The organism is Actinacidiphila yeochonensis CN732 (assembly GCF_000745345.1).
Classification (GTDB): Bacteria; Actinomycetota; Actinomycetes; order Streptomycetales; family Streptomycetaceae; genus Actinacidiphila; species Actinacidiphila yeochonensis.
The window spans coordinates 1,336,538-1,345,373 of sequence record NZ_JQNR01000004.1; the positions used below are offsets into that span (position 1 = coordinate 1,336,538).

Annotated in this window: 2 protein-coding genes; both read right to left on the reverse strand. The window is 76.1% G+C overall.

Features of this window, described 5'->3' with window-relative positions:
- Window positions 1-79: 79 nt before the first annotated feature.
- Window positions 80-6,661, reverse strand: coding sequence for a non-ribosomal peptide synthetase (locus BS72_RS39195; RefSeq protein ID WP_198545857.1), 6,582 nt, complete (start codon window positions 6,659-6,661; stop codon window positions 80-82).
- On the reverse strand, window positions 6,598-8,775 hold the full coding sequence (locus BS72_RS39200; RefSeq protein ID WP_078901256.1) for a type I polyketide synthase: 2,178 nt from the start codon (window positions 8,773-8,775) through the stop codon (window positions 6,598-6,600). Before BS72_RS39200 ends, BS72_RS39195 begins: the two co-directional genes overlap by 64 nt.
- Window positions 8,776-8,836: the final 61 nt, after the last annotated feature.

Here is an 8,836-nt window from a genome sequence, read left to right on the forward strand (position 1 = left end):
CCGAGCCAGCGGGTCCGCCGCATCCGGCAGACCCGCTGGTCCCCGCCCGCCGGGAGCGGCAGGAGGGAGGCTCTGCCTCTCAGCCCGCGGCAGCGGTGCTCCGGGTGATTTCCGCGGCCACCTCGCGCGCCGTCGCGTAGGAGAAGAGCATCTCGACGTCGAAGTCCGGGTCCAGCTCCGCCTGGATCCGGGAAGCCACCCGCATGGCGCGCAGCGAGTCTCCGCCGTGGTGGAAGAAGTCGTCGTCGAGGCCGACCTCGGGGAGGGCCAGCACGTCCCGGAAGATCCTGACGACCAGCTCCTCCAGCTCCTCCAGCTCACGCGACGTGGCCCGGGGGGCGTCGGACCGGGTCGGCGCCGGCTCGTCGGACGGCACCGTGAGGGAGAGCAGGTCGGTCTTGCCGGCGGGCGTCAGCGGCAGTTCGTCCATGGCCACCAGGATCTCGGGGATCATGTACGAGGGAAGGCGGTGGCGCAGCCGTTCGCGCAACCGGTCCGGTTCGGCGGGGGCGGTGCGGTCGGCCGGCACGGTCCAGGCGACGAGCCTGCCGTCGCGCACCGCGACGGCGGCCGCCGCGATCTGCGGCGCCTCCAGCAGCACCTGCTCGATCTCGCCCGGCTCGATGCGGTAGCCGCGCAGCTTGAGCTGGCGGTCCATCCGGCCGAGCACCTCCACCCGGCCGTCCGGGAGGGTGCGCGCGTGGTCGCCGGTGCGGAACATCCGCGAGCCTTCAGCGTACGGATCCGCCGCGAAGCGCTCGGCGCTCAGTTCGGGCCGGTTCCAGTAACCCTCGGCAACGCCGTCGCCGCCGATGCACAGTTCGCCCACACAGCCGATCGGAACGAGGTCGCCGCGCGGGTCGAGGACACGGAGGACGGTGTTGGAGATCGGGCGTCCGACGGTGATCCGGGTGGTCTCGGCGTGGACCTCCTCCACGCTGGAGTAGACGGTGGTCTCGGTCGGGCCGTACATGTTCCAGACGGACTGGCCCCGCTTGGCCAGCGGCTCGGCCAGGTCCGGGGGGAACGCCTCGCCGCAGCTGTACAGCCGCGGCCGCCCGCTGCCCTGCCACCCGGTGTCGAGGAGCGCCCGGTAGCGCGACGGTGTGGCCTGCAGGGCGGTGATGCCGTGCCGGGTGGTGTAGGCGTCCACCTCCCTGCCGCTCAGGCCGAGCTTCCGGCCCCCGAGGTGGATGGTGGCCCCCACCGCGAGCGGTACCAGGAGTTCGGCCAGCGACGTGTCGAACGTCAGAGTCGTCAGCGCCAGGAAGCGGTCGTCCCGGCAGAGCCCCGGGTGGCGCAGCGCCAGGCTGTCCACCAGGTTGGCCAGGGCCCGGTGGCCGACGGCGACGCCCTTGGGGCGTCCGGTGGAGCCGGAGGTGTAGATGACGTAGGCGAGGCCGTCCGGGTCGGCGGCCGGCGGAGCTGCGGCCTCCGTCTCGGCGACCGTTGCGAGGTCCTCGCGGGTGACGTCCAGGACGGCGCCCTCCCAGCCCTCCAGGCCCGGGGCCGCCGCGGTGTCCGTGACGACCAGCACGGGATCGGCGTCCCGCAACACGTAGGCGGTCCGCTCGGCGGGGTGCGCCGGGTCCAGCGGCACGAACGCCGCTCCCGACCGCGCGACGGCGAGCAGGGCGGTGACCAGATCGGCGCGGCGGCCCAGGCAGAGGCCGACGCGGTCGCCCGGACCTGTGCCGAGGGCCTCCAGGCGCCGGGCGAGGGCGGTGGCCCGGGCGTCCAGCTCGCGGTAGGTGTACGTCGCGTCGTCGGCGACGACCGCGGGGTGGTCCGGCCGGGCGGCGAGCGCCCCGTCGATCAGGTCGGCGAGCAGGGCGCGTGGCGGGGTGCGATCGACGTCCGTACCGTTCCAGCGGTCGAGCAGCAGGGCGCGGTCCTCCTGCGGCACCGCCAGCAGCTCGCGCACGGACATGGCCGGACGGTCGCCGAGGCGCTCCAGTACGGCGGTGACGTGCCGGAGGAGTCCTTCCGCCTCACCCTCGCCGAACACGGCCGCGTCCACGACGAGTTGCAGGCGCAGTTCGGCCGCGGCCCGCACCACCAGGGTGGCGTTGTAGTTGGTACGGGTCTCGTAGCGGACGTCGGTGATCCGCAGCGCCGTCCCGGACAGCGCGGCCTCCGACGGGTCCGGGTAGTTCTCGAAGACGACGACGGTGTCGAAGAGGTGTACGCCGTGGTCCGTCCCGGCCCAGCGCCCGACGTCGGTGAGCGGGGTGTGCTGGTGTTCCAGCACGGGGTGGCGGGATGACGCGTACCGCTCCAGCCACTCCTCGGCCGTGGCGTCGGGTTCGACGCGCGCCCGCACCGGAACGGTGTTGATGAACATGCCGATCATGTCCTCGGCGCGCGCCAGCGGCGGCCGTCCGGCGACGGTGACGCCCACCACCACGTCGTCCCGGCCGGAGTAGCGGGCGACGGTGCCCGCCCAGGCGGCCTCCACGAGGCTGCTCAGGGTGATCGACCGGGCCGCCGCCACGGCGCGCAACCGCGCGGAGGTCCGGGCGGGGAGGAGGGCACGGACGGTTCGGAAGCCGCCCGACGGCTTGGCGCCCGGCCGGGTGCCGGGCAGGGTGAGCACCGCGGGTTCGCGGTAGCCGGCCAGGTAGTCGGTCCAGAAGACGCGGTCGCGCTCGGGATCCTGCCGGCGCAGCCAGGCGACGTACTCCCGGAACGGCGGCGGCGTCGCCGAACTGCCGCCCGGCTGTCCCAGTTCGGCGGTGACCTCGGCCATCAGCAGCGCTGCCGACCAGCCATCGAGGATCATGTGATGGTACGTCCACACCATCAGGTGTTCGTCCGGGCGCAGCCGCAGGGCCAGCAGCCGCATCAGTGGCGGCCGGGTCAGGTCGAACGGCTCGGCGCTGCCGCGCGCGACCTCCGCGGCGACCGAGTCGGCGCGTGCCGCCTCGTCCAGTTCCGACAGGTCGCGGAAGTCGACCCGGACGTCCGCATCGGGAAGGACCACCTGGTGCGGGGCGCTGATGCGCTCGTGGACGAAGCCGGTGCGGAGTACCGGGTGCCGTGCGGCCACGGTCCGCCATGCCTCCGTCAGCGCCCGCAGGTCGAGTTCGCCGAGGAGCCGGAAGGTGGTCGTCTCGACGTAGAGGCCGTGTCCCGGAGAGGTGCTGGTGTGGAAGAGCATCCCTTCCTGGGCCGGAGAGAGCGGGTAGATGTCCTCGATGCCGTTCACTGCGTGTCCTCTCCGGACCGGAACAGGTGAAGCACCCGCGCCAGGTCCTCGGTGGTGAGATCCGCGTCCGGGAAGTGGCCCGGCGCGTCGGCGGGTGGGGCGTCCTCCGCCGGGGCGCGGCCCGCCGCGGGCCTCGGCCAGGGCCGCGGGTGCCGCGGCTTCCGCGCCGATCCGGTCGGCCAGCGCGGCGGCGGTGGGGTGGGCGAAGAGGTCGCCGGGCGACACCGCCAGCCCCGCGTTCCGCATCTCGGCGGCTATCTGGACGACGGCCAGCGAGTCGGCGCCGAGTTCGAAGAGGTTGTCGTCGGCTCCCACGACGGGCACGCCGAGCATGCGCGCCCAGATCCGCGCGACGCGCCCCGGCAGGCCGTCAGGTCCCGGCAGGTCGTTCGAGGGTGCGGCGTCCTGCCTCTGCCGGGCGCGGCCGGACCCGGCCGCGAGCCGCGGGGTGACGAGCACATGCGGCAGGTGGGGGTTGGCGAGGACCAGGTCGAGTGCGCGCAGGCCGCGCCGGGTGGGGATACCGTCGGCGCCGCGGTCCCCGGCCGCCGGGTCCCGGTCCGGCGCGGTGGGCACCGGGCGCAGGACGAACCCTTCAACGACCGCCGCGGGCCGGCCGTCCGGACCGGTGAGCGTGACATCCGCGACGAGGGTGCCGCCGGCCTCCGGGTCGCCGGAGCGCAGCACGATGTGCGCGTACCCCTCGGCAGCGAGATCCTGGTGGACGATCAGCCTTCGGTAGGCCGCGGGCAGGTGGCCGCCGGTGCCCTCGGCCACGGCCCCGGTGGCGGCATCGAGCAGCGCCGGGTGCAGCGGGTGCACGGCGGTGTCCCCGTGGCAGTGCTCCGGCAGCCGCAGGACGAGCAGGGCCGACCCCTCGTCCCGGTGGGTCCGCGCCACGCAGGCCCACCGGGGCCCGGTGGCGAGCAGGCCGCCGGGTCCCCGGTCCCGCGGGGCGCCGGCCGGGGCGGCGGGAGCGCGCAGTGCGTCGAGGTCGAGGGGGCCGGGGCGGGGCCCGTCGTGGGAGCGGACGCGTCCCTGGCCGTGCGGGCGGCCGGCGGACGCGGAGGAGTGCACCTCCCAGCCGTGGCCGCCCTCCGGGTGCGGCCGCAGCCGGACGACGACCACCGGCGGTCGCGCGTCGGGGATCCGCAGCGGGCTGGTGAAGACGGCGTCCAGCTCGACCGGGGCCGGGTCACCCGCCGGCTCCGCGCACCCGTGGTCCGCCACCGTCAGCAGCCGGTAGGCGGCGAGTGCCAGGTCGAGCAGGGCCGTGCCGGGGAGGACCGGCTCCTCCGCCAGGCGGTGCTCGTCGGACAGCCACGTCGTGTGCGGGCCGCGCCGCAGCCGGAAGTCGGTACTCCCGTCGGGCCCGTCGCGCCGGGCGTCGAACAGCGGGTGGCCGAGTGGCTCACCTTCTCCCTCCGCCCAGTCGGCGGTGCCGCTCCGGACGGCCATGCCGGTCTCGGACCAGCGGTCCCAGCCGATGGAGACGGCCGTGTCGGTGGCGTGCGCGAAGCTGTCGAGGAAGGCGTTGGCGCCGGCGTAGTCGGCCTGGCCGGCCGCGCCCGCCACGGACAGCAGGGAGGAGCACAGCACCATGACCGGCCGGTCCTGTCCGGTCAGCCGGTGAAGCAGCACCGTGCCGCGTACCTTCGGCTCCAGGACCCGTGCGACGTCCTCGGGGCGGCGCAGGGTCATGACGCCGCCCCCGGGCAGGCCGGCCGCGTGCACGACTCCGGCGATCCGGCCGTAGCGCCGGCGGACCTGGTCGAGCGCCTCCGCCAGGCCCCGCTCATCGGCGACGTCGCACTGGACCAGGCAGACCTCCGCACCCTTCGCGGCGAGCTCGGCCAGAGCGCGGGCCGGCCCCGGAGGGCAGAACCGCGCGGGCTCGCGGTTCTTCGGCCTGATCACCTGCCAGTCCGGACCGTCGGGCACCGGCCGGCGGGTGAGGAGCACGAGGGTCCGGCCCCGCTCGGCAAGGTGCGCGGCGACGGCGGTGCCGATGCCGCCCATGCCTCCGGTGATCAGCCAGGCCCCGCCGGGAGGCCCGACGGGCGACCGCGCGCCGTCGTCCAGCGCCGGGCGCGCCGTGCTCGGCAGCAGGCGCGCGCGCCCGCGGACGGCGACGACCGGCTCGGCCGCTCCACCGCCGAGCGCCGCGAGCTCCGCGACCACCGCGTCCGCGGCCCGGGAGAGGTCGGCGCGCGAGCGGCCCGCGCAGTCCAGGTCGAGCACGCGCACCGTGCTGCCCGGGAGCTCCAGCGGCAGGACCCGGGCGGGCCCGAGGGCCGTGGCGGCGTGCGGTGCGCGGGGAGGCTGCCCGCCCACGGCGAGGGCGGCGTCGCTGACCAGCAGCATACGGACGGGACGGCCGGGAAACCGCTCGCCCAGCGCCCGGGCGAGGGCGGCGGGCACCGTGACGGCCCGCAGCGCGCAGCGCGCGATGTCGTCGACGGGGGCGCGGTCGAGGGCGGGCGCGTCCACCGCCCAGCAGGAGACGACCGCGTCGGGCGGCGTGCCCCGCGAGGACAGCTCGGCGGCCAGGCCGCGGAACGCCTCCTGGCTGTCCGCGTCCAGCCGGTGCCCCTCGCCCTCGGGCCCGATCCCGCCCGGCAGGTCAGGGGCTCCGGAGCGCACCATGTGCACCCGGACACCGTCGTGTGCCAGTCGAGCGGCGACCTCCTCGGCGAGTCCCGAGGCGTCGGCGAGCAGCAGGACCGTACCGGGCGTGGTGCCGGGAGCGGGAGCCGGGGGCGCGGAGGGGGACCAGGCGAGCACGTGCAGCCAGTCGCCCGTCCGCCCCGGAGCGGTGCTCTCGTCCGCGGGGTCCGGGGCGGCGGCTGCCGGGCGGTGCGCGGCCGGGGCTCCGGCCGCGGCGGGGGCCGACGGCTCGAACCAGTGGCGGGTCCGTTCGAACGGATAGGTGGGCAGCGGGACGCGGCCCCGGCCGGTCCGCTCGCCCAGCGCCGTCCAGTCGACGTCGGCGCCGCGTTCCCACAGCCGGGCGACGGCGGTGAGCCGGGCAGGGGGCTCGCCGCCCCCGCCGCGGGGCCCTCCGAGCACCGGAAGGACCAGCCGGTCCCCGCCGAGGGTGCGGCGGGCGAAGCCGGACAGCGCGGTGCCCGGGCCCGCCTCCAGCAGCGCGGCGGAGTCCGGCAGGGCCCGCAGGGCGTCCGCGAAGCGGACGGCCTCCCGGAGCTGGCGAGCCCAGTACCGGGGCGAGGACGCCTCCTCGGCGGTGAGCAGCCGACCGGTCAGGGAGGAGACGACGGGGATCTTCGGTTCCTGGACGGGCGTATCGGCGACGAGCGCGGCGAAGTCGTCGAGCAGCGCGTCGGCGTGGCGGCTGTGGAAGGCGTGCCGGACGGACAGCGGGCGGGCCGTCACACCGTGCTCGGCGAGCACCTCCCGCAGCTCTTCGACGGCGGCCGGCTCACCGGCCGCCACACAGCGGTCGGGCGCGTTGACGGCGGCGATCTCCGGCGGGGACCCCGGGCCGAGCCGGCCCCGGCGCACGCGGTGCCGAGGAGGCGGCGCAGCTCGGCTTCGGGCAGCGGCACCGCGAGCATCGCTCCCGCCGGCATCCGCCCCATCAGTTCGCCTCGCCGGGCGACCAGCCGCGCGGCATCCGGCAGGGCGAACACCCCGGCGGCGCAGGCGGCGGACAGTTCGCCGACGCTGTGCCCGGCCAGGGCCGCCGGCCGTACGCCCAGGGCCCTCCACCACTCGGTCAGGGCGTACTCGACGGCGAACAGGGCAGGCTGGGCGACCTCGGTGCGGTCGAACGCGTCCGGCTGCGAGGGGTCCAGCAGCAGCTCGCGCAGCGGCGCGCCCGTCCACGGCCGAAGGGCCTCCAGACACCGGTCCAGGGCGGCCCGGAACACCGGCTCCTCCGCGTACGGCTCCGCCGCCATGCCGGGGGTCCCGGCGCCCTGCCCCGGGTAGAGGAAGGCCACCGCTTCAGGGGTGTCCGCGGCGGGCACGGGATCGCGGCGCGGCGCGGCCGGCGCCGCCGCGCGACCGGGCGCCGCGATGCCGGCTCGGCGCCAGAGGCGGTGCGTACGCCCGGTCTGCAAGGTGTGCGCGGCGTCGGCGAGGGCCGGGGCGCCGGGCCGCGCGAGCGCCGCGTCCAGCCGTACCGCCAGCTCGTCCAGCGCCTCCGGGGTACGGGCGGACAGCGGCAGCACCTGCCAGCCGCCGTCCGTGTCCGAGCCCGGTGCCCGGCGGGGCCGCGGCGGGGCGTCCCGAAGGATCACGTGGGCGTTGGTGCCACCGATGCCGAAGGAGCTCACCCCGGCCGTGCGGGTGCCCTGCCGGCCGGGCCAGGGCTCCGCGGCGGTGAGCACCCGGAAGCTGCCGGGGTCCAGTCCGGCCGAAGGGCGTTCGAAGTGCGCGGTGGGTAGCAGGGTGCGGTGCTGGAGCGCCAGGACCGTCTTGATCAGTCCGGCCATACCGGCACACGTGTCCAGGTGGCCGACGTTCGACTTGACCGATCCGAGCACCCTGCGGGGGTCGGGAGCGTCGGCGAAGACGCGGTCGAGGGCGGCGAGTTCTATGCGGTCGCCGAGCGCGGTGCCGGTGCCGTGCGCCTCAAGGCAGGAGATGTCCTCGGGGCCGACAGCGGCGACGGACTGCGCGGCGGCGATCACCCGGACCTGGCCTTCCAGGCCCGGCGCGGTGAAGCCGACCTTGCGGCCGCCGTCGTTGTTCACCGCCGAGCCGAGCAGGACGGCCCGCACCGTGTCGCCGTTCGCGACGGCGTCGTCGAGCCGCTTGAGCACCACGACGCCGACGCCGCCGCCGAAGACGGTGCCGTCGGCGGCGGCGTCGAAGGGGCGGCAGCGGCCGTCCGCCGACAGGATGCCGCCTTCGGTGTGCAGGTAGCCCAGGCCCTGGGAGACACCCGCGGAGACGGCTCCTGCCAGGGCCACCTCGCACTCGCCGCTGAGCAGTGCCTCTCCGGCCAGGTGGACGGCCACGAGGGCGGAGGAGCAGGCGCTCTGCACGCTCAGGCTCGGCCCGGTGAGACCGAGCCGGTAGGACGTCTGGGTGGCCAGGTAGTCCTTGTCGCCGGCGGCCAGCCACTGCATGTCGGCGCGGTCGGCCAGTTCGGCGGCGTGCGGCAGCAGGTGGTGGGTCAGGTAGGAGTTGAAGCCGGCCGACGCGTAGACACCCACACCGCCCGCGACGTCCTGGACGGGCTGCCCGGCGTCCTCCAGCGCGGTGACCGCGCACTGCAGGAAGAGGCGGTGCTGAGGGTCCATGAGCGCGGCGTCGCGCGGGGTCACGCCGAAGAACCCGGCGTCGAACTCGTCGATGCCGTCCAGCACCCCCCCGGCCGGGACGAACCGCGGGTCGGCCAGGCGGTCGTCCGGAACCCCGAGCGCTGCCAGCTCCTCCCGGGTGCGGAAGGTGACGCTGTCCCGGCCCGCCACCAGGTTCGCCCAGAAGGTCTCGGCGTCGGGCGCGCCGGGGAACCGGCACGCGAGGCCGGTCACGGCGATCGCGTCCTGCAGGTCCGGTGCGCCGGCGGGGACGTGCCCGGTGTCCTGACTGGTCATTCGACTCTTCTCCTTAGGGGCGCCTTAGGGGGCGGTACGAGCCGCGGTCGCTGTCGCGCGG

Bases quoted from the DNA above. Each gene is read 5' to 3' on its own strand.
- BS72_RS39200 (WP_078901256.1), bottom strand. From the start codon at position 8,775: ATGACCAGTCAGGACACCGGGCACGTCCCCGCCGGCGCACCGGACCTG.